Here is a 21,101-nt window from a genome sequence, read left to right on the forward strand (position 1 = left end):
GGGGGGGGGTGGGGGGGGCCCCCCCCCCCCCCGCGGGGGGGGGGGGGGCCCCCCCCCCCCCCCCCCCCCCCCCCCCCCCGACCCAAACACATGAACCGCCTTCCGCGACCACCCACGAGGGGCTCCGCCGTTGGCTGGGAACCCCTAGGCCACCGCTTCGACCAGCAGCGTGCTGCCCTGCACCGCCACCACCCGCACCCACGTACCCGCAGGCAGTTCCGGACCACTCACCTGCCAGGACGCATCGTCAATGCTGACCCGTCCCTGGCCACCGACGATGCCCTGCTGCAGTACCACCTTCCGACCGACCAGCTGCTCGGCGCGGCGGTTGAGCAGCGGCGCATCGCTGGGCCGGGCGCGGGGCCGCCCCCAGCGCCGGTAGCATTGGATCGAGACAACACTCAACAGCACGAAGGCAACCACCTGCCACAGCAGCGGGATATCGCCGAACACCGCCACCAGCACGAACACCGCCGCCGCGCCGATGCCGATCCACAGCATGAACGCCCCCGGTGCCAGCGCTTCGGCCGCGAACAGCAGCAGTGCCAACGCGCCCCAGCCTACGACTTCCCAGCGCATGTCAGCCTCCGATCGGTGGTGGCCGCTTGCTGGCGGCCTTGCTGTCCTGGTCGGCCAGCGCCTGCTTGGCCAGCTCAGCCACGCCGGCAATCGAACCAATCACCCCGCTGGCCTCCATCGGCATCAGCACCAGCTTCTGGTTCGGCGAACTGGCCAGTTCCTTGAAGGCTTCCACGTACTTCTGGGCGACGAAGTAGTTGATCGCCTGCACGTCACCCTCGGCAATCGCAACCGACACCACCCTGGTCGCCATGGCCTCGGCCTCGGCCAGGCGCTCGCGGGCCTCGGCATCGCGGAACGCCGCCTCACGGCGGCCTTCGGCCTCCAGCACCGTGGCTTGCTTCTCGCCTTCGGCGCGCAGGATCTCCGACTGCCTTGAACCCTCTGCCTCAAGGATCTGCGCGCGCTTCTCGCGCTCGGCCTTCATCTGCCGCGCCATCGCATCCAGCAGGTCGCGCGGCGGCTGGATGTCGCGGATCTCGATGCGGTTGACCTTCACGCCCCACGGGTTGGTGGCATGGTCGACCACGCTCAGCAGCTGCGCATTGATCACTTCGCGCTGGCTCAGTGATTCATCCAGGTCCATCGAACCGATCACGGTACGAATATTGGTCTGCACCAGGGCGATCATCGCCACTTCCAGATTGGCCACTTCATAGGCGGCCTTGGCCGCATCGAGTACCTGGAAGAACACCACGCCGTCCACGCGCACGGCGGCGTTGTCCTTGGTGATCACTTCCTGGCTGGGCACATCCAGCACCTGCTCCATCATGTTCACCTTGCGCCCCACCCCGTACACGATCGGAATCAGGAAATGCAGGCCTGGGGTCATGGTGTGCGTGTAGCGCCCGAAGCGCTCGACGGTCCACTCGTAGCCCTGGGGCACCATCCGTACCGCCTTGAACAGGATCACCACGGCCACGAAGGCCAGTACCACGGTAAAGAACATGGTCGGGAACATCTTGCTTTCCTTATCTATGACGTCCAGGCCCCAGCATAGCGCGTGAAGGCGACATTCACAGCCGGGGCTACCAGCGCACGCGCCCGCGCAGGATGTCGGCGAACATCACCCAGTCGCCCATGAACGAGTACAGCGGATGCTGGAAGGTGGCAGGGCGGTTCTTCTCGAAGAAGAAATGGCCGACCCAGGCGAATCCATAACCGCAGAACAGGGCGCCGAGAAGGAGCAGCGGCTGGCCGCGCAGGATCGCGGCTGCGACCAGCAGCAGGACTCCGCAACTGCCGATGAAATGCAGCCGGCGCGACACCGGGTGGCGGTGCTCGCTGAGGTAGAACGGATAGAACTCACGGAAGCTGGCGAAGCGGGACATGCGCATGCTCCGGGCTGTTACTGGCTGCATCATGCACCTTCCGGGGAGGCAGCGCTGCGCGAGCATCCTTGCCCTTGTAGAGCCGAGCCATGCTCGGCTGCCTCGGCTCGACGGATCCTGGCAGAAGCAGTCGAGCATGCCTCGACTCTACACCGAAGGCGCGCGCGGTCCGAACATGATCACCGCCATGCCGGCCAGGCACAGGGCTGCACCGAGCAGGTCCCAGCGGCTGGGACGGATGCCATCGACCAGCCACAGCCAGAACAGCGCAGTGCCGATATAGACGCCACCGTAAGCGGCATAGACGCGGCCACTGGCGGTTGGATGCAGGGTCAACAGCCACGCGAACAGGGCCAGACTGGCTGCCGCCGGCAGCAGCAACCAGATGCTGCCGCCCTTGCGCAGCCACAACCACGGCAGGTAGCAGCCAACGATTTCGGCCAGCGCGGTCAGCAGGAACAGCGCGAGCGTCTTCACGCCTTCTCCGCCGCCTTGGCGTGCTGCCACAGTGCTTCCTGCGCATCCAGGTCCAGCGCGGACAGCGCTTCCCCCTGCACTTCGGCCTGTGCCTCCATCGCACGGAAGCGACGTTCGAACTTGTGGTTGGCCCCGCGCAGTGCCGCGCCCAGATCGATATCGGCATGGCGTGCCAGGTTGGCGCAGACGAACAGCAGGTCGCCCAGCTCTTCCTGCAGGCGCGCCTTGTTGCCGGCGATATCGCCGCGCTCGAACTCCTCGCGCAGTTCCTGCAGTTCCTCGGCTGCCTTGTCCAGCACCGGCAGCGGGCCCGGCCAGTCGAAACCGACCTTGGCCGCACGCGACTGCAGCTTCACCGCCCGCTGCCATTCGGGCAGGCCACGTGAGATGCCGGCCAATGCGGAGGTGTCCTGCTCGCCCTTGGCGACTCGCTCGGCACGCTTGATCGCATCCCAGTTGCGCGTCACCCCGTCGGCGTCATCGACGCTGACATCGGCGAACACGTGCGGGTGGCGGCGCTGCATCTTGTCGCTGATCGCGCGTGCGACCTCAGCGAAGGCGAAGGCACCCTGCTCCTCGGCCATGCGCGCATGGAACACCACCTGCAGCAGAAGGTCGCCCAGCTCATCGCAGAGATCATCGAGGTCGCCCCGATCGATGGCATCGGCCACCTCGTAGGCTTCCTCGATGGTGTACGGGGCGATGGTCGCGAAGTTCTGCTCCAGGTCCCAGGGGCAGCCATCCTGCGGATCGCGCAGGCGCGCCATGATCGACAGCAGGCGTTCCAATTCGTTGCTGGCGGCACTGTCGGTGGTGGGGGTGTCGTGCGCGCTCATGCGGTCTCCAGGGTCAATCGGACAACCAGTCGCGCCAGGGCAGGCTGGTGTCACCAAGGGCAATGAAATCGCCGTTCAACAGGGTCTCGCGGCGGTTGTAGCGGAACGGCTTGCCGGTCGCCGCCGACAGCACCGCGCCACCGGCAGCGTGCAGCACGCACTGGCCGGCGGCGGTGTCCCATTCGGAGGTCGGGCCCAGCCGAGGGTAGACATCCAGGCCGCCTTCGGCGATCCGGCAGAACTTCAGCGATGAGCCCTGAGCGATGGTTTCGATGCGACCCATCCGCGCCAGCAGCGCTTCGGTTTCCGGCGAGCGGTGGGAGCGGCTGGCGGCCACCCGCAGCGGTGCGGTGGCCGGCGTGCGGGTACGCAGCACAGTGTCATGCAGGCCCTGGCGACGGTACGCCAGCTCACCACGCATGGCATGCCAGACGATGCCGGTGACCGGCGCCAGCACCACGCCGAAGGCCGGCGCGCCCTGGTAGATCAATGCGATGTTGACGCTGAACTCGCCATTGCGCTTGACGAACTCGCGGGTGCCGTCGAGCGGGTCGACCAGCCAGTAGGCACCCCAGTGGCGGCGCTGCTCCCAGCCCACCTGCGCCGACTCCTCGGACAGGATCGGCAGATCCGGGGTCAGCTGCTGCAGGCCCTGCTCGATGACCTGGTTGGCCGCCAGGTCGGCACTGGTGACCGGGCTGTCGTCGTCCTTGAGCTGCACGTCGAAGCCATCGGCATACACCTGCATGATGGCCTGTCCGGCTTCCTGGGCGATGGCGATGGCGGTCTCGCGCAGGTCCGTGGTCAGTTTGATCATCGCGTTCCCTGCAGCCACTGCCGGGCGATGAACAGCGCCGCCAGCGAGCGCCCCTCGGAGAAGTCCTCGCGCAGCATCAGCTGGTCCAGCTCGGCCAGCTTCCACGGCACCACTTCCAGCTCTTCCGGCTCATCGCCGGCCAGCTTTTCCGGGTACAGGTCGCGCGCCACCACCAGCCACGACTGATGGCTCATGTAGGTCGGGGCCAGGGTCATCGCGCGCAGCACGTCTACCCGGCGCGCACCATAACCGGCCTCTTCCTTCAGTTCACGGTCCGCGGCCTGCTCGGGGGTCTCGCCGGCATCGATCCGGCCCTTGACCAGCCCCAGTTCGTAGCGGTGCATGCCGGCAGCGTATTCACGTACCAGCAGCACGGTCTCGTCATCAAGCATCGGCACCACCACCACCGCGCCGTGGCCCCGGCTGACCAGGCGCTCGAAGCGGCGGCGTTCACCGTTGGAGAACTCCAGGTCCAGGTGCTGGCGCTGGAAGGGACCGTTCTCTTCATCGGTGATCCGATGGATGATCGGCAAGCGACGGCCGCCACGGTCATCGTTCATGCGGAATCTCCGCGGCGGCCGGCGTCTGCGCCGGGGCCGATAGAATGTGCAGGCAGCAACATGTTCATGAGCCCGAAATGCTAGCAGACCCAACCCCCTCCCCGCTGGTCGAGCACTGGCGGCAACGCGACCTGAAGGTGCTGTGGCACCCGTGCACGCAGATGCGCGAGCATCCGCACACCCTGCCACTGGTCCCGATCGCACGCGGCCAGGGCGCCTGGTTGTTCGACCACGACGGCAACCGCTACCTGGACGCGGTCAGCAGCTGGTGGACCAACCTGTTCGGCCATGCCGAGCCGCGCATCGGCGGCGCCATCGCCGCCCAAGCCGGGCAGCTGGAACAGGTGATGCTGGCCGGCTTCGGCCACGAGCCGGCGATCACCTTGGCTGAACGCCTGCTGGCGCTGGCACCACGGCAGCCCGGCCGCGAACCGCTGGCCAAGGTGTTCTATGCCGACAACGGTTCAGCTGGCGTGGAAGTGGCGCTGAAGATGGCGTTCCACTATTTCCAGAACCGCGGAGAGCCGCGCCGCACGCGCTTCATCGCGCTGGAGAACGGCTACCACGGCGAGACCCTGGGCGCGCTGGCGCTGGGCGACATCCCGCTGTACCGCCGTGTCTATGCGCCGCTGCTGGCCGAAGGCCTGTTCGCGCCCTCGCCCGACGCCTACCTGGCCGAGCCTGGCCAGAGTGCGGCAGATCGCGCGCGGCAGGCGGCGGATGGACTGGCCACGCTGTTCGACCAGCACCCGGGCGAGATCTGCGCGGTGATCCTGGAACCGCGCCTGCAGTGCGCAGGAGGCATGCGGATGCACGACCCGGTGTACCTGCAGCGCGTGCGCGAACTGTGCGATGCGCACGGTGCGTTCATGATCGCCGACGAAATCGCCGCAGGCTTTGGCCGCACCGGCACGATGTTCGCCTGCGACCAGGCCGGGGTGATGCCGGACCTGATGTGCCTGTCCAAGGGACTGACCGGCGGCTTCCTGCCACTGGCCGCCGTGCTCGCCACGCAGGCACTGTACGACGCGTTCCTCGATGACTCCCGCGAGCGCGCGTTCCTGCATTCGCACAGCTACACCGGCAATCCGCTGGCCTGCGCGGCGGCGTTGGCGACGCTGGACATCTTCCGCGACGACGATGTGGTCGCACGCAACCGCGGCATCGCTTCGGTGATGGGGACCCTCGCCGCGCCGTTCGCCGACCATCCGCACGTGGCCGATGTACGCCAGGCCGGCATGGTGGTGGCCTTCGAGTTGTCGCGCGACGGCAACAGGCGCACACCGTTCGACCCGTCACTGCGGCTGGGCCTGCACGCCTACAAGGCCGCGCTCAAACGCGGCGTGGTACTGCGCCCGCTGGGCGATGTGCTGTATTGGATGCCACCGTACTGCGTGGACGATGAACAACTGGAACTGCTGGCACATACCACGCTGGCAGCCATCGACGAGGCAATTGCATGCGCGTGACCCGCTGCCCCATCGATCTGGCGCTGCACAGCGGCCAGACCGTGACCCTGCCGGAAGAGACGGCCAACCACCTGGTACGGGTGATGCGCCTGCGCGAAGGTGATACCTGCGTGCTGTTCAACGGCGATGGCCACGACTACAGCGCGACGCTGACCGTGGCCGGCAAGCGCGAGGTGCAGGTCCGCATCGACGCCGTGCAGGCCATCAACAATGAGTCGCCGCTGGCGATCACCCTGCTGCAGGGCATTGCCCGTGGCGAGAAGATGGACCTGATCCTGCAGAAGGCCACTGAGCTGGGCGTGGCGGCGATCATTCCGGTCAATGCCGAACGTACCGAGGTGAAGCTCGACGCCGCACGCGCCGAGAAGCGCGTGGCGCACTGGAACAACGTGGTGACCTCGGCCTGCGGCCAGTCCGGGCGCGCGCGCATTCCACAGGTGGGTTCACCGTTGTCGCTTGCGCGGGCGGCAGCGGCACTGCCGGTGGATACGCTTCGGTTGACCCTGGATCCGCAGGGTGCGCACCGGCTGTCGACGATGGACGCCGCACCTGCCGGGGGCATCGTGATTGCAATCGGTCCGGAAGGAGGGTGGTCGCCACGCGACCGGGACCAACTGGCGGCCGCTGGCTTCCAGGGCCTGCAGCTGGGTCCGCGCATCCTGCGCACCGAGACCGCCGGGCTGGCCGCGATCGCGGCGCTGCAGGCGCGGTTGGGCGATCTGGGGTAAGGCTGATTCGTGGTAGTGCCGGCCGCTGGCCGGCATCCACCGGATCATGAGGTTGCCGGCCAGCGGCCGGCACTACCAGGAATTCGAAATGCCCGGCGGATTCCCGATCAAACGGCCAGCGAATCCAGCGCGGCTTCCAGCGCGTCCAGGTTCGGCAGCAGCGCGCTCTGCTCGCCCAGCAGCACGCGCATGTGCACGATGTCCGGCAGGGTTTCCTCCGAGGCATCGGCCAGCAGGCCGTCGCGCGGCACCGAGATCAGCTGCGGGAAGTTCTGCGTCAGCAGCGCGTAGTACGGACGCTGCGCGTTGCCGCTGAGGGCCTTCAGCACCACCACTTTGTTGTGGCCGCCCACGGCTTCTTCGCCCAGTCCCGAAAGACGTGCGAACGACACCAGCGGCACCTGCCAGCCATGCCAGCCGATCTCGCCGACCAGCCAGCGGGGCGCATCGGAGACCGGCTGCACCGGCACGCGCGACATCATTTCAGCCACGGTGGCATTGGGCAGCAATACGCGCGCGTTGCCTGCCTGGATCAGGACGCCGCGGATCTCGTCATTGCTGGCGTAGCTCATGGTGCCTCTCCGTTGTCGTCATCCACGCCCCAGCGTGCGGCAATCGCCTGTGCCAGTTCCTGCGGCTCCCCCGCCACCATGCCGGCGGCAACCACAGCGGTGGCTGCGGCCGGGTCATAGCAGCCCTCGCCCACCTGCCCGGCCACCCAGGCGCCGGCGGCAGCCAGGTCCAGCGCCGGTCCGACGTGGCCCAGGTCGGCCCCGCTGAGCAGCGCCAGTGCCGTGTGTTCCGCCGGTAGCGCGGCAATCGAAATGCCCTGTGCGTCGCTGATGAAATGCAGGCCATCAGCGGCCACCTGCACGCCGATGTCATCGGCCAGCACATGCACTTCGCCCGCTGCCGCACGTTGGCCGGCTTCGGCCAGCTGCACCGGCAACGGCGACACCCGTGCCATCTGCTTGACCAGGTTGCCGTAACGGCCACCATCCAGGCGCATGTGCACCAGCACCGGCACGGCCAGCGACGCCGGCAGCGCACCGAGCAGGCGTCGCAGCGCATCCGGGCCGCCAATGCCGGCCAGCACCAGCAGGGATCCGGCCTGCGCGCCAACCGGCGCTGCAGCGTCCAGATCGACCAGGCTCAGGTGATCGGTATCGAACGAGGGCGGTGCCGCCTCGACCGCAGCGATGCCGACTGCAGCCGGTGCATCCACCACGTCATCGACCAGCGACCACGCGGTGTGGTCGAAGGACACCGGCGGTGCGGCTGCGGCAGGCTCTGCCATCGCTGGCAGCAACGGCGGTGCCTCCAGTGGCTCCGGCACGACCGGCTGCAGCGCGGCCAGTGCCTGCTCCAGCGCGATCGGTTCATGCAGGTGAGCCGGGGGCGAATACAGGCCGTCGGCCGGGACGTCGTCGGCCCAGCTCAACGCCTGGTCCAGGTGCGGCTGCAGTGCTTCTTCACGTGGCGCGGGCGGCGGTGCCGGATGGCCCGGCTCCAGCTGCAGGCTGGGTTCATCCTCGGCACCCGGCGGCAACACCTGCTGGTGGCCGTGCAGCTTCGCAGCCAGATGTCGGCCCCAGCGCTGGGCTTCCCAGCCATCGCGGCGCGCGGCCAGTTCGGCCTCGTCGAACACCAGGGTCAGGCCCGGTGCGGACAGCACGGCGTCCAGCCGTTCCAGCGCGTCCTCGATGGCCGCCTCCAGAGCAATCACCACGAACTGCGGCCGCGCCTGCTGCAGGACCTGCGGCTCCAGGCTGTTCGGGTCGTCTTCCAGCACCAGCTGCACATCGGCGTGCGACAACGCCTCACGCAGGCGCTCACGCGCCGCGCCGGGGCGGGCCAGCAGGGCCACGGCTGGAGCCGCTTGGGTTTCACTCACGGACACGGGCGATCCCCAGCAGGTCGTACACGTTACGCATCAGGTCCAGTTCCTGGTACGGCTTGCCCAGGTAACGCTGGACACCGATCTCGAAGGCGCGCTGGCGGTGCTTGTCACCACTGCGCGAAGTGATCATCACGATCGGCACGTCCTTGTAGCGCGGGTCGGCACGCATCGCGGTGGCCAGCTCGTAGCCATCCATGCGCGGCATCTCGATATCCAACAGCATCAGGTCCGGCACGCGCTCTTCCAGGCGCTCCAGCGCTTCCACGCCATCGCGGGCGACGCTGACCTCGAAGTTGTGGCGCTCGAGGATGCGGCCGGTGACCTTGCGCATGGTCAGCGAGTCGTCGACCACCATCACCAGCGGCACCTGGCGCTCCTGCCGTGGCGCATTGGCCAGTACCGGCAGCGTCGGATTGGCGAGGAAGCGGCGCACCAGCGGCGCCACGTCCAGGATCACCACCACGCGGCCATCGCCGGTAATGGTGGCACCGTAGATACCGGGCACCGAGGCGATCTGCAGGCCGACCGGCTTGACCACGATTTCGCGGTTGCCCAGTACCTGGTCGATCGCCACGGCGGCGCGCAGGTCGCCGGCGCGGACCAGCAGCAACGGCACCTGGTGCTGGCCATCGGCACGCGCCGGGGCCTGTCCGACCAGGCTGCCGAGATCGTACAGCGGGTAGTCTTCGCCGCTGTAGCGGTAGCTGCTGTCGGCGGCTTCGAAACGCTCACGCGACAGGCGGCCGATACCACTGACCGAGGCCACCGGTACCGCGAAAGTGGTTTCGCCGATCTGCACGAACACTGCCTGGGTGACCGCCAGTGTCTGCGGCAGGCGAAGGGTGAAGCGCACGCCCTGGCCACGCACCGACTGGATGTCGACCGAGCCGCCCAGCTGGCGCACTTCGTTGCGCACCACGTCCATGCCCACGCCGCGGCCAGCCAACTGGCTGACCTGGTCGGCAGTGGTGAAACCGGAAGCGAAGATCAGGTTGTCCAGCTCCTGCTCGCTCGGCTGCGCATCGGCAGCCAGCAGGCCACGGTCGAGGGCACGGCGGCGGATCGCTTCGCGGTCCAGGCCAGCGCCGTCATCGGCCACGTCCAGCACGATTTCCGAGCCTTCGCGGTGCAGGCGGATGGCGATCTCGCCCTCCTCCGGCTTGCCGGCGGCGCGGCGCTGCTCCGGCGCCTCCAGGCCATGGGCCACGGAATTGCGCAGCATGTGTTCCAGCGGCGCGACCATGCGGTCGAGCACGTTGCGATCGAGTTCGCCGTGGGTACCTTCCAGGGTCAGATGGACCTGCTTGCCGGTATCCATGCCGGCCTGCCGGACCACACGGCGCAGACGCGGCACCAGGCCATCGAACGGCACCATGCGCGCGCGCATCAGACCGTCCTGAAGTTCCGAACTAACGCGCGACTGCTGCTGCAGCAGCGAATCGTACTGGCGTGACAGATCGTCGAGCACGCCCTGCAGGCCGCCAAGGTCGGCCGCCGATTCGTTCAGCGCGCGGCTGAGCTGCTGCAGAGTGGAGAAGCGGTCCAGCTCCAGCGGGTCGAACTTCTGGTCGGCCTGGTCCTGCTCGCGCTGGTAGCGGGCGACGATCTGCGCCTCGGTTTCCAGATCGAGGCGGCGCAGCTGATCGCGAAGACGCGCATTGGTGCGCTCCAGTTCGCCCATCGCGCCTCGGAAAGCACCCAGCTGCTGCTCCAGCCGCGAGCGGTAGATCGCCACTTCACCGGCGTGGTTGACCAGGCGGTCGAGCAGGTCGGCGCGCACGCGCACCTGTTCCTGCTGCGGACGCGCCAGCGGATCTTCGTCGACCACGCCTTCGGCCGGCAACGGCGCCGACAACGGCGCATCGAGCAGTGCCGGAGCCGGACTGGCGACCGGTGCCGAAGCGGTTTCTGCGACGCTCGCCACGTTGGTTGCCGCTGCCGCTGCAATATCGGTGGTGGTACGCACTTCGAACGCATCTACCAGGTCCTGCGCCGGTTCCACCACGCGATGATCACCGGTGCGGGTCAGCAGCTGGTGCAGGCGGTCGAAGCCACGCTCCAGCAGCTGCACATCGCGGCGCTCGATCTCGGTGCGGCCGGCGGCGACAGCTTCCAGCAGCGATTCGATGCTGTGACCAAGGTCGCCGATGGCATTGATGCCGGCCATGCGTGCGCCACCCTTGAGGGTGTGCAGGTCGCGCTGCAGGCCGGACAGCGCCTCGCGGTCCTGTGGTGCATCGCGCAGTTCGCTGATCAGGCCATCGCAGTGATCGAGCAGGTCCTTGCCTTCCTCGACGAAGATGTCGACCAGCTCGCGGTCGTACACGCTGAAGTCGAGTGTGTCTGCACTGTCTTCGGCTTCTTCTTCGGCTGCAGCGGCCGGCAATGCGTCGATGGCCGGGGAGCTGGCTTCGGCGACTTCGGCGACTTCGGCGACTTCGGCGACTTCGGCGACTTCGGCGGCTTCGGCATGCAACGTCCCTTGACCCGGTGCATCTTCGAGTTCGAAGAAGCGCACCGGCTCATCGGTGGCCTGCGGTGCTTCTGCAGTGGTCTCCTCATTCACCGTCGCCGGGGACGGCTGATCGGCGCTCTCTCCTTCACCGACCGCCGCCTCCCCGCCGACGTCCGCATCCTCGGCAAAGGCTTCCGCCTCGCCCGGCGCGAGTTCGCTGGCCTGGAGGCCGAGCACGGGCCATTGCCCGTCGTCGTCCAAGGTCTGCTCTTCGTCGATCACGTGCAGGCCGGCCTCGAGCGCGGCTGCCAGCGTGACCGGTTCTGCAAAACCCGGCGCAGCCATTTCATCCTGCAGGCTCGACAGCTCGCTGTCGAGTGGCAGTGCAGCAGCATCATCGAAGCCGTTGCCGTCGGCGGCGTCCAGATCGGAGGACTGCAGCGTATTCAGGTCGATTACGTCATCTTCTGCAGCCGCAGGCAGTTCATCCGCGTCGCGGTCATCGACCGGCAGCGCGCTGGCATCGAGGTACGGCGACAGATCATCTGCCACGGTCAGATCAGCGCCGTCGGCCAGGGACGATGCCGGTTCCGCGTCCGCTTCCTCCGCGGCAGGGAGTGGCGCGGTCGCGTCCACCTGGACCGATTCAAGTCCTTCCTGTGCGACCACGGCGGGCTCACCTTCGCCCGGCACCGACGGCCATCCCGCATCGAAGTAGCGCGAAAGATCGTCGCTGGCGGTCAGCTCCGCAACGTCCAGCCCGCTGTCGGCGGTGTCGAGGGCCGCCGCCGTTTCTACATCGTCCGGAACCGGTTCCAGCACCTGCGCGGGTGGCGCTTCGAGAGCTGCCGGCACTTCGGCGTCATCTTCTGCGGCCAGCGCCAGCTGCGGTGCCTCGGCCCGGGGCTCCAATTCGGTGTCCAGCGCGAGGTCATCGTCGTCGTCCTCCAGCCCGGCCATCGGCCAGCGTGCTTCCGGCAGCTCGCCGGCGAGCGCCTGCAAACGCTGCACCAGCGCGTCCTGCGATGCGATGCGCGGCTGTTCGGCCTGCAGCGCGTCCATGGTCGCAGTGATCGCCTGCGCGGTCGCATCCAGTGCGGCCAGGCCTTCTTCACCTGGCACCACGTCCGCGGCCAGTGCACGCTTGATGTAGGACTCAGCGCCGCCGGTGACGGCGGTGATCTCCGGCACCTCGGTCATCGCGAAGGCACCGTTCATGGTGTGCACCGCGCGCAGCAGTGCATCGCTGACCGGCTGCGGTGCCTGCTGCGCCGAGCGCAGCCAGTCCTGCAGGGTCGCCTGGTGGACTTCCACCTCGGCCTCGAGGATCTCGCGCAGCACGCTGTCGATGTTGGCCGGCGTGCCGTCCGCTTCAACCACCGTGCCAGCGTCGGCCTGCGTCGATGCGACCGCTTCAGCCTCAAGGATGCGGCTGATCTCGTCTTCGCCTTCGGCCGCAGGCTGCGGCACTGCCGGTGCAGCGGCGACCGGCAGAGGTACGTAGAAGGTTTCCTCGCCGGCGCCAACGCGGTCGGCGATGGCCTGCATCGCCTGCAGGTCGACACTGATCCGCTGGCCGTTGCGCAGCGCCGCGTTCAGCTGTGGCAGCGCGGCGTGGGCGTTGTCGACCATCGCCAGCACCGCCGGCGAGGCCGCGCGGCTACCGTCCAGCACGCGATTGAGCATGCCCTCGATCTTCCACGCGAATTCACCCAGCGTGCGCGCACCGACCAGGCGACCACTGCCCTTCAGGGTGTGGAAGATGCGCCGAATCGGCCGCAACCGGTCCATGTTGTCCAGTTGCATACGCCATGCCGGCAGCAACGTACCGAGGTTGGCCAGTTCGTCGTCGAACTCTTCCAGGAACACCTCGCGGATGTCCTCGTCGATGTTCTCCGCGTCGTCATCGAAGCCGGCCTCGAAGCCGGCGTCGGCAGCGACCACGACCGGCGTTTCCGCAGCGGCGGGAGTGGCTGCCGCCTGCGGATTGAAATCGGCGGCGGCTGCGCTCAGTTCAGCGAAGAACTGCGCATCGGCCTCGCTGAAATCGATTGGCGCGATGGTATCGATGTCGATCACCGACACCGCAGGAGCCGGTGACTCCGCCGCAGCGACCGTGTCATCGGCACGCAAGGCCGGCACGTCATCGGCAACGGCATCACCATCGGCGGCATCCAGGCTGTCGGCAGCCGGGATCGGCAGGCCGGCATCGACAATCTCCAGCGACGGCAGCGGGTCGGCATCGTCGTCCAGCGACAATGTCTCCATCGCGTGCAGCGAAAGCACGTCGTCGGCATTGTCCAGCGCATCGGCATCGAAGCGGAACACCACATCATCGGCCGGCAAGGCCCCGGGCTCGTGCTCGGCTGCGACCGGGTCGAACACCGGCGCAGCATCGAAACCGGTGTCGATCGATACCGCGACATCGCCACCGTCATCAGCGGTCAGCGTCGTGGCATCAGCCAGGTCATGCGACGGCGCCCCGGACCACGCCCACTGCGGCGCAGCGAACTGCCCGGCATCGGCCTGTTCGAAGCCGACCGGATCGAAGCTGGCGAAGGTCGGGCTGCGTTCGTCATCGGCGGCCGCCAGCGGATCGGCATCCGGATGGAACGGCGCCAGGTCCCACTGCGGAACCTCGGGTGCCGGTGCACTGGAGGCCGCGAACACCAGCGGTGCATCCTCCCCGTCATGAAGCGACAAGGGCGTCGCGCCGGCGCTGCCGACGTTGACCGCAGCCGTGACTGCTGCAGAGCCCAGCTCGCCAAACATCAGGCTGTTGTCGGCAACTTCTTGCGGCGCCATCGGCGTCGGATCGAAGGTGAAGTCCGGCAGCGGCACCGGCACGTTGCCAGCGGCGGGCGCGGCCGGCTGCACCGGGATCTCGATCGGTTCCGGCTGCAGCGAGCCGGGCTCCACCGCGACTTGCTCGCGCTCGACCAGCAGCGATGCGAACACCACCGGCTCGCCTGCGGCAGGCGCCGCTGCATTGCGGTCCGGCAGCGGCCAGTAGCGCAGCGCTTCCAGGCTGCTGCGGGTGATCTCGAGAATGTCCTCGCGGCCGGGGCGACGGTCGCGCAGCGCCTCCAGGTAATACTCGAGGCTGGCCATGGCATCGGCCAGGGTATCCAGCTGGCGACCACTGGGCACGCGCTGGCGACCGATCAGCTCGGCTTCGATGTACTGCTGTACGCCGCGCAGGTAGTCGGCGGCGGTGCCCAGGTCGAGCATGCGCAGCGCACCGGAGACATCACCCAGCAGGCGCGGAACGTCCTGCAGCTCGGCGTGGTTCCAGCTGGTTTCGATGAAGGCGACGAAATGCTCACGGGCCGCCGCGAAGTTGGCGATGGCCTCATGCGCCAGCACCTCCACCGTGCGCCGGTTCTCGACCGCGCTCGGGTCATCTTCGCCACTGCCGCCGGCGCCCAGATGGGCGACCTGGTCGTCCAGCGACGCGTCCACGTACAGCAGTGCGCCAGCGATATCCAACAGCAGGTTCTCGTCGATCTGCTGGCGACCCTCGACTACCCCACGCAGCGCATCGCGCTGCTGCACGACCACGCCACGGGCCACGCCCAGGCCCATCATGCCCAGCGTATCGGCCACCGCGCCGAGCTCGTTGGCCTGGGTCTGCAGCTGTTCCGGCGCACCACCGGTACGCAGGTGCAGGTCGAGCGCATCCTTGATGCGCAGCAGTTCTTCCTTCACCGCACTGCCCACCGTATCCAGCAGCTCGCGATTGCGCCCGCTCACGCTGCCACGGGCATGGTCCAGCTCGGCCTCTGTGGCGCTGACGCTGTCCGGCGCGAATGCCAGCAGCACGCTGTCATGCACGCCTTCTTCGCCACGCGCGGAACGGATTTCGTTGAGCAGCGGCATCAGCACGATCGGAATATCGCGATGACCGTTCTGCAGGCGCTCCAGGTAATCGGGCAGCAGCACGCTGCCGCGCATCAGGGTTGCACAGGACTCATCACGATCGGCCACACGGCCCATACCGATGGCATTGGCCAGCTGTTCCAGCTCCTCGGCCACCATCGCCGGGGCATACAGCTCGACCATGCGCAGGGTGCCCTGCACCTGGTGCAGGTAGCCCGCGCAGATCCGCATGCGGCTGGCATCGCTGGGATCTTCCGCGTAGTACTCAACCTCGTTGCGCACCTGGCGCAGGGTCTCGTCCAGCTCCGGCTTGACCCAGCCCAGCGCTGCGTGGCTCATCGCATCGCGCAGACTGCTCATGGACGCGCTCCGTTCGCCGCCGCGCGTTGGCCGCGCGAGTTCTGGCGTGGGGAATGGAAATGCTTCATCGACTGGTTCCTTGCTCGCCGCCCTGCCCGCGTCACGCCGGCAGCTTGAAGTCGGCGACCGAACGGCGCAGGTCGGCCGCCAGCTGCGCGAGGTGGCCGATCGACTCCGCGGTCTGCCCGGCACCCTGCGAGGTCTGGCCGGTGATCTGGCGGATCACGCCCATCGTGCGGGTGATGTCCGACGCCGCCGACGACTGCTGCTGGGCGGCGATGGAGATGTTCTTGATGAGGGTGTTGAGCGCGTTGGACACGCGCTCGATCTCGGTCAATGCGGTGCCGGCGTCTTCGGCCAGGCGCGCACCGGACACCACTTCGGCGGTGGTCTGTTCCATCGAGGTGACCGCTTCGTTGGTATCGGCCTGAATCGCCTGCACCAGGTTTTCGATGCGTCGGGTCGCACCCGAAGTGCGTTCTGCCAGGCGCTGCACTTCGTCGGCCACCACGGCAAAACCGCGGCCGGCTTCACCTGCAGAGGCCGCCTGCACGGCCGCATTCAGCGCCAGGATGTTGGTCTGCTCGGAGATGTCGTTGATCAGTTCCACGATCGAACCGATCTCCTGCGAGGATTCACCCAGGCGCTTGATGCGCTTGGAGGTTTCCTGGATCTGGTCACGGATCTGGTCCATGCCCTGGATGGTCTCGCGGACCACGCCGGCACCCTCGGCAGCGATCACCACCGAGCGCTGTGCCACGTCGGCCGATTCGGCCGAGTTGCGCGACACCTGCTCGATGCTCGCCGCCATTTCGCCGATGCGGTCCGATGCCGAGGTGATCTGGTTGGCCTGGTGGCCGGCCGCTTCGGCCAGCTGCATCGCGGTGGCCTGCGTTTCCTGGGTCGACAGCGCAACCTTGGCCGAGGTGTCGTTGATGGTGGTCACCAGGTGGCGCAGCTCGTCGACCGCGTAATTGATTGCGTCGGCGATGGCGCCGGTCATGTCCTCGGTCACCGAGGCCTTCACCGTCAGGTCGCCCTCACCGAGCGAGGAGATTTCGTCCAGCAGCCGCATGATCGCCTGCTGGTTGCGGCTGTTGAACTCCACCTGGGTCTGGTAGCGCAGTTCCTGCTCGCGCGAGCGGCTGCGCACGTTGGTGGAGACGAAGCCGATGATCGCGATCAGCGACAGCGCACCGGACACCACGCCGATCCAGAAATTGGGGAACAGGCGGGTATCGGACACCGAGCCGAATGAGGAGAACGCTTCGAACAGCTTGCGGCTGTCGTCCAGCATGTGTGCCGAGCCCTGGCCCAGCGCAGTGGCGGCGGACTGTGCGGCGAACAGCTGGCGCGAGCTGGCCAGGATCGCATCGGCGTCCTGCTTCATCGCTTCCCACTTCTGCTGGGACTGCTCCAGCGCAGCGACGGCGGCAGCGCCACGCACGGCGGTGATGCCCAGTTCCTCGTTGCCATTGCGCAGGCCATCGAGCACCTGCGAGAACACAGTGATGTCACGTGCCAGCGCATCGCCCGCAGTAGCCGCACCACTGCCACCGGCCCGCATTTCGGTCACGCGGCGGGCCATCGAACCGGCCACCACCACCTGCTGCAGCGCGCTGTACACCTGCGCCGACGGCGCGCCGGAGGCGGACATCGCACGCACCAGTTCATTCAGCTGGGCCTGCAGGCCCGGTACCGCGCCGCTGAAGTTGTTGGCGTTGCCGGCCAGGGCCAGCACCGCCGGTTCACTGGCGACCAGCTGCCCGGCCTGCTTGCCCAGCGGCGCCCAGGTTTCACCCAGCGTGGAGATCGCGCCGGACACGCCCGGCTCCTTGCCGTAGCGCCCCTGCAGGGTCGATACGTTCTGTTCGATCGCGTTGCGGGTAGCCTTGAAGGCGGTGAACGCCTGCGCGTTGCCGCCCACCGCATCACGGCCCTGGTTGGCCAGCTGCTGCGACAGTACCTGCAGGTCCGCGGCCTTGGAGCCTGCATCTGCCAGGCGGCTGCCCTGCCAGGTGGCGACGCCGGTGTTGACACCGAACAGGATCATCGATGCCAGCAACAGGAACAGCCAGAGGTTGCTGCCGCCCAGCCGCAGCTTGCCGGTCTTGGTGGCGTCCGAAGCAGTACTCATCGTTCAACCTCGTTCTTCAATGCAGGGGGCAACGCCCGGCCTCAGGCCGCGGCTTGCCGGAATTCAGGGGTGCGCGACAGCAGCGAGAGCGAGAACACGCCCCAGTCCTGGCCGTCGGCATGGAAGGCGCGGTCAACAAAATGGCCATAACGCCCATCAGCCAGTGCACCGGCCTCGATCTGCTGGGCCAGTTCAAAGCTGCGCTGGCCGAACAATTCATCGATGGTCAGCGCGACGTCGCCGCCGGCCTGGCGCATGATCAGCACGCGTTGGCCTTCCTGCTGCACGGTGCGCGTGCCTTCCAGGAAATACTTCAGGTCGACCACCGGGAACAGGTTGCCGCGCAGATTGCCTACGCCCAGCAACCACGGTTGCGCGCACGGCACCGGGGTCACCGGCGGCATCGGCACGATTTCCACCACTTCGCGGAAATCGGACACCAGCCGGCGCTGGCCGACGCGATAGCCCACGCCGCGCCACAGGTCCTGGGCGAACTGCCGTTCGGGCAGCTGCACCGCGTGGGCCAGGCTGCGCCGTTCGTAGGCTTCAAGAATGTCGAAGGGCGAGCGCATCAGGCCACCAGTTCATTGATCCGCGCGATCAGTTCATCCTCGCGCGGCGGCTTGACGATGTAATCGGCCGCGCCCTGGCGCAGGCCCCAGGCCTTGTCGGTTTCCATCGCCTTGGTGCTGACGATGATCACCGGGATGTGCTTGATCGCGGCGTCGCGGGCCATCGCCCGGGTCGCCTGGAAACCGCTCATGCCGGGCAGCACCACGTCCATCAGCACCAGCTGCGGCGATTGGTCGCGGACCAGCTGCAGTCCATCCTCGGCGTTGTCCGCTTCCAGCACTTCGTGGCCGGCACGGCGCAGCCACTGGGTGAACACCGCGCGGTCGGTCGGTGAATCCTCGATCAGGACGATACGAGCCATTGTGCCTTTCCCCCCTGGTCAGGCGTTGACGTATGTGCGGATGGCACCCAGCAGTTCTTCACGTGTAAAGGGCTTGGTCAGGTATTGCTCCGAGCCGACAATGCGCCCCCGCGCCTTGTCGAACAGCCCATCCTTGGACGACAGCATGATGACCGGGGTCGCCTTGAACAGCTGGTTTCCCTTGATCAGCGCACAGGTCTGGTAGCCATCCAGGCGCGGCATCATGATGTCGACGAAGATGATCTGCGGTTGCTGGTCTGCGATCTTGGCAAGCGCTTCGAAACCGTCGGTGGCCGTGACCACCTCGCAGCCTTCGCGCTTGAGCAGCGTTTCCGCAGTCCTGCGGATGGTCTTCGAATCATCGATGACCATCACCCGGAGTCCTGCGAGTTCCCCGCCCGCAGTCGTGTTTTCAGTCATTGCCTATCCCCAAGCGCACGGCCCGATCTCTGGCGGGGGCCGCTACGAAAGCGTATCTATATCGCACTTCCCGCGCCCGCTTCAAGGCCAGCCCACCACGCGGGGCGCGACGCCCTGCTGAACGTGACCGGTTTCGCAATGACTGCGCCGCCGGACGGACGCTGCGTTGCAGTACGGCGGGGAGGCGCGCGGCCGGCGTTGCCGCTACCATCAACGTCTTGCCTGACAGGTGCGACCATGCCGTTGAACGTCATCGTGGTGATGGACCCCATCGCCCACATCAAGATCGCCAAGGACACCACCTTCGCCATGCTGCTGGAAGCCCAGCGACGCGGCCATGCCCTGCACTACGTGCGCCCGGGCGGCCTGGCGCTGGAAGGCGGCGTGGCGGTTGCCCAGACCGCGCCGCTGCAGGTGCGCGACGACCCGGCCGGCTGGTACGAGCTGGGCGCGTTCAGCCGTACCGAATTCGGCCCGGGCCAGATCGTACTGATGCGCAAGGACCCGCCGGTCGACGCCGAGTACATCTACGACACCCAGGTGCTGGACGTGGCTGCGGCTGCTGGCGCCTGCGTCGTCAACAACCCGCAGGGCCTGCGCGACTACAACGAGAAGCTGGCCGCCCTGCTGTTCCCGCAGTGCTGCCCGCCGACCCTGGTCAGCCGCGATGCCAAGGCGCTGAAGGCGTTTGCCCTGGAACACGGCCAGGCCGTGCTGAAGCCGCTGGACGGCATGGGCGGCCGCTCGATCTTCCGCAGCGGCCAGGGCGATCCGAACCTGAACGTGATCCTGGAAACGCTGACCGACGGTGGCCACAGGATGGCGCTGGCGCAGAAGTTCATCCCTGACATCACCGCCGGCGACAAGCGCATCCTGCTGGTCGATGGCGAGGCGGTGGACTACTGCCTGGCGCGCATCCCGCAGGGGGATGAGTTCCGCGGCAACCTGGCCGCTGGCGGCCGCGGCGAAGGCCGCCCGCTGAGCGAGCGCGACCGTTGGATCGCCGCGCAGGTCGGCCCGGAGATGAAGCGTCGTGGCATGCGTTTCGTCGGCCTGGACGTGATCGGCGATTACCTGACCGAGGTCAATGTGACCAGCCCGACCTGCGTACGCGAACTCGACGCGCAGTACGGCCTGAACATCGCCGGCACCCTGTTCGACGCGCTCGAGGCCGGCCTGCGCTGATGCCCCCCGCACCTGCCGTTCTGCCCCCGCCCCCGCGCGAAGCGCAACGGCTGGGGGCGACCATCGCGCTGTCGGTGCTGGTCCACGCCCTGCTGATCCTGGGCGTGAGCTTTGCCGTGAAGGGCGATGCGCCGCTGGTGCCGACGCTGGAAGTGATCTTCAGCCAGACCCGCACCGCACTCACGCCCAAGCAGGCCGATTTCCTTGCCGCGGCCAGCCAGGAGGGCGGCGGCGAACACGACCGCGCACAGCGCCCGCGCGACAACCAGGCCGGCATCGTGCCGCAGGCCCAATCCGGGTTGAGCCCTGTGCCGCAACAGCAGCAATCGGCCGCGCCCGTGCCACCGCCGCAGGCGCGGGTGGTCAGCAGCCGCAATGGCGAGGACACGGTGGTACAGGCGCAATCCCGCCCCACCCCGCTGGAGCCGACGCCGGATGCACCGATGACCGCGCGCGAACAGCGTGATGCGGAAATGGCGCGCCTGGCAGCGGAAGTGCACCTGCGTTCTGCGCAGTACGCCAAGCGCCCGAACCGCAAATTCGTCTCCGCCAGTACGCACGAATATGCCTATGCCAATTACCTTCGCGCGTGGGTCGACCGCGCCGAGCAGGTGGGCAACCTGAACTATCCGGACGAGGCGCGGCAGCGCCGGCTGGGCGGCCAGGTGGTGATCAGCGTTGGCGTTCGCCGCGATGGCAGCGTGGAAAGCAGCCGCATCCTGCGTTCGAGCGGGACGCCATTGCTGGATGAGGCAGCGCTGCGGGTGGTGCAGCTGGCACAGCCGTTCCCGCCGCTGCCGAAGACCGAGGACGAGATCGACATCCTGCAGGTCACGCGTACGTGGGTGTTCCTGCCGGGCGGCGCCCTGCGCGACGATCGGTAGGGGTTTGTTGCCCAGGCCTGCGGCCCGGGACCCGCTGGAAGCAACGTCAACATCAACGGCAACAGCAGCGGTCAGGATGCTGGGCTTGGCGGGGCGGTGTGGGCTTGCAGGACGCGCCGTAAACCCGTCCCTGGGGGCTCGATGGCGCCT

General features: G+C 67.7%; 18 protein-coding genes. 4 read left to right on the forward strand and 14 right to left on the reverse strand.

Features of this window, described 5'->3' with window-relative positions:
- Positions 1-144: 144 nt before the first annotated feature.
- From V9K93_RS15035 to nudE, 7 genes are all read right to left on the reverse strand, one after another.
- Positions 145-579, reverse strand: coding sequence for an NfeD family protein (locus V9K93_RS15035; protein WP_295382125.1), 435 nt, complete (start codon positions 577-579; stop codon positions 145-147).
- A 1-nt stretch (position 580) separates the two neighbouring features.
- Entirely contained in the window at positions 581-1,540 is a 960-nt protein-coding gene (locus V9K93_RS15040) for an SPFH domain-containing protein (protein ID WP_012511869.1), read from the reverse strand.
- A gap of 67 nt (positions 1,541-1,607) precedes the next feature.
- Positions 1,608-1,910, reverse strand: a complete 303-nt coding sequence (locus V9K93_RS15045) for an Mpo1-like protein (protein ID WP_046983712.1) — start codon at positions 1,908-1,910, stop codon at positions 1,608-1,610.
- A 147-nt stretch (positions 1,911-2,057) separates the two neighbouring features.
- Positions 2,058-2,387, reverse strand: coding sequence for a YnfA family protein (locus V9K93_RS15050; protein ID WP_006385121.1), 330 nt, complete (start codon positions 2,385-2,387; stop codon positions 2,058-2,060).
- Positions 2,384-3,223 (reverse strand): nucleoside triphosphate pyrophosphohydrolase, encoded by an 840-nt coding sequence (gene mazG / locus V9K93_RS15055; RefSeq protein ID WP_136639833.1) that lies wholly within the window; start codon positions 3,221-3,223, stop codon positions 2,384-2,386. Before mazG ends, V9K93_RS15050 begins: the two co-directional genes overlap by 4 nt.
- A gap of 13 nt (positions 3,224-3,236) precedes the next feature.
- Entirely contained in the window at positions 3,237-4,040 is an 804-nt protein-coding gene (gene cysQ, locus V9K93_RS15060) for a 3'(2'),5'-bisphosphate nucleotidase CysQ (RefSeq protein ID WP_046983703.1), read from the reverse strand.
- A complete protein-coding gene (nudE, locus tag V9K93_RS15065; RefSeq protein ID WP_012511871.1) occupies positions 4,037-4,600 on the reverse strand; it encodes an ADP compounds hydrolase NudE in 564 nt (187 codons plus the stop codon). The genes cysQ and nudE overlap by 4 nt, the downstream gene beginning before the upstream one ends.
- A gap of 77 nt (positions 4,601-4,677) precedes the next feature.
- Between nudE and bioA the strand changes: the two genes are divergently transcribed.
- A complete protein-coding gene (bioA, locus tag V9K93_RS15070; RefSeq protein WP_337302806.1) occupies positions 4,678-6,069 on the forward strand; it encodes an adenosylmethionine--8-amino-7-oxononanoate transaminase in 1,392 nt (463 codons plus the stop codon).
- Complete coding sequence (locus tag V9K93_RS15075; protein ID WP_253079654.1) at positions 6,060-6,797, forward strand: 16S rRNA (uracil(1498)-N(3))-methyltransferase; 738 nt, start codon at positions 6,060-6,062, stop codon at positions 6,795-6,797. The genes bioA and V9K93_RS15075 overlap by 10 nt, the downstream gene beginning before the upstream one ends.
- A 107-nt stretch (positions 6,798-6,904) precedes the next feature.
- Here V9K93_RS15075 and V9K93_RS15080 read toward each other — a convergent pair whose 3' ends face one another.
- The 7 genes from V9K93_RS15080 to pilG all read right to left on the reverse strand — a co-directional run bounded on the left by V9K93_RS15080 (position 6,905) and on the right by pilG (position 18,882).
- The gene (locus V9K93_RS15080; RefSeq protein ID WP_046983706.1) at positions 6,905-7,369 is read right to left on the reverse strand and encodes a chemotaxis protein CheW; all 465 of its coding nucleotides are present in this window, start codon (positions 7,367-7,369) and stop codon (positions 6,905-6,907) included.
- Complete coding sequence (locus tag V9K93_RS15085; RefSeq protein WP_337302807.1) at positions 7,366-8,697, reverse strand: chemotaxis protein CheB; 1,332 nt, start codon at positions 8,695-8,697, stop codon at positions 7,366-7,368. Before V9K93_RS15085 ends, V9K93_RS15080 begins: the two co-directional genes overlap by 4 nt.
- Positions 8,684-15,391: an Hpt domain-containing protein gene (locus tag V9K93_RS15090; RefSeq protein WP_337302808.1), complete on the reverse strand. Its 6,708-nt coding sequence runs from the start codon at positions 15,389-15,391 to the stop codon at positions 8,684-8,686. Before V9K93_RS15090 ends, V9K93_RS15085 begins: the two co-directional genes overlap by 14 nt.
- Before the next feature lie 100 nt (positions 15,392-15,491).
- Positions 15,492-17,528, reverse strand: a complete 2,037-nt coding sequence (locus V9K93_RS15095) for a methyl-accepting chemotaxis protein (protein WP_337302809.1) — start codon at positions 17,526-17,528, stop codon at positions 15,492-15,494.
- A gap of 41 nt (positions 17,529-17,569) precedes the next feature.
- On the reverse strand, positions 17,570-18,100 hold the full coding sequence (locus V9K93_RS15100) for a chemotaxis protein CheW (protein ID WP_006385330.1): 531 nt from the start codon (positions 18,098-18,100) through the stop codon (positions 17,570-17,572).
- Positions 18,100-18,462 carry a response regulator transcription factor gene (locus V9K93_RS15105; RefSeq protein ID WP_006385332.1) on the reverse strand — a complete coding sequence of 121 codons (363 nt, stop codon included), beginning with the start codon at positions 18,460-18,462 and terminating at the stop codon, positions 18,100-18,102. Before V9K93_RS15105 ends, V9K93_RS15100 begins: the two co-directional genes overlap by 1 nt.
- A gap of 18 nt (positions 18,463-18,480) precedes the next feature.
- Positions 18,481-18,882 (reverse strand): twitching motility response regulator PilG, encoded by a 402-nt coding sequence (pilG, locus tag V9K93_RS15110; RefSeq protein ID WP_005418455.1) that lies wholly within the window; start codon positions 18,880-18,882, stop codon positions 18,481-18,483.
- 237 nt (positions 18,883-19,119) lie between these two features.
- Here pilG and gshB point away from each other — a divergent pair, with 237 nt between their 5' ends.
- Together gshB and V9K93_RS15120 are read left to right on the forward strand one after the other, a co-directional pair.
- On the forward strand, positions 19,120-20,067 hold the full coding sequence (gene gshB / locus V9K93_RS15115) for a glutathione synthase (RefSeq protein ID WP_337302810.1): 948 nt from the start codon (positions 19,120-19,122) through the stop codon (positions 20,065-20,067).
- Positions 20,067-20,951: an energy transducer TonB family protein gene (locus V9K93_RS15120; RefSeq protein ID WP_337302811.1), complete on the forward strand. Its 885-nt coding sequence runs from the start codon at positions 20,067-20,069 to the stop codon at positions 20,949-20,951. Before gshB ends, V9K93_RS15120 begins: the two co-directional genes overlap by 1 nt.
- Positions 20,952-21,101: the final 150 nt, after the last annotated feature.

Origin of the sequence: Stenotrophomonas sp. CCNWLW162, from assembly GCF_037203745.1 — a bacterium.
Classification (GTDB): domain Bacteria; phylum Pseudomonadota; class Gammaproteobacteria; order Xanthomonadales; family Xanthomonadaceae; genus Stenotrophomonas; species Stenotrophomonas maltophilia_AQ.